Source organism: Duganella vulcania, assembly GCF_009857655.1.
Taxonomy (GTDB): Bacteria; Pseudomonadota; Gammaproteobacteria; order Burkholderiales; family Burkholderiaceae_D; genus Rugamonas; species Rugamonas vulcania.
Map to the genome: position 1 here is coordinate 1 of NZ_WWCX01000307.1, position 397 is coordinate 397.

The window sequence follows — 397 nt, forward strand, 5'->3', positions numbered from 1 at the left end:
GCCATCGCCACCGACCTGCTGTCGCGCCGGCGCGACAGCAGGTCGGTGGCGATGGCGATCAGCAGCGGCGCGGCCGAGGCGATGCCCAGCGACGCCAGCGCCAGCCCGGCCAGCGACCAGGCCATGCCGTTGTTGGCGGCGATGGCCAGCGCCAGGCCGCCGGCGGCCAGCACCATGCAGGCGACGAAGTGGCCGCGCCGCTCGCGCCGGCGGTCCGAGTCGTAACCGATGACGATCATGCCGGCGACGCCGGCCAGGTGCGGGATGGCGGCCAGCAGGCCAGGCTGCATATGGCTTTGTGCGGCCCAGCGCTGCACCAGCGCCGGCGCCCAGAAGGCCAGCGCGTAGCTGGCGCCGATCAGCAGCAGGTTGGCGGCGGCCAGCAGGCACAGGGCGC

At 74.8% G+C, this 397-nt stretch carries 1 protein-coding gene; it reads right to left on the reverse strand.

Features of this window, described 5'->3' with window-relative positions:
• The coding region (locus tag GTP90_RS36130; RefSeq protein WP_161087970.1) for an MFS transporter at positions 1-397 on the reverse strand (397 nt) is incomplete at both ends.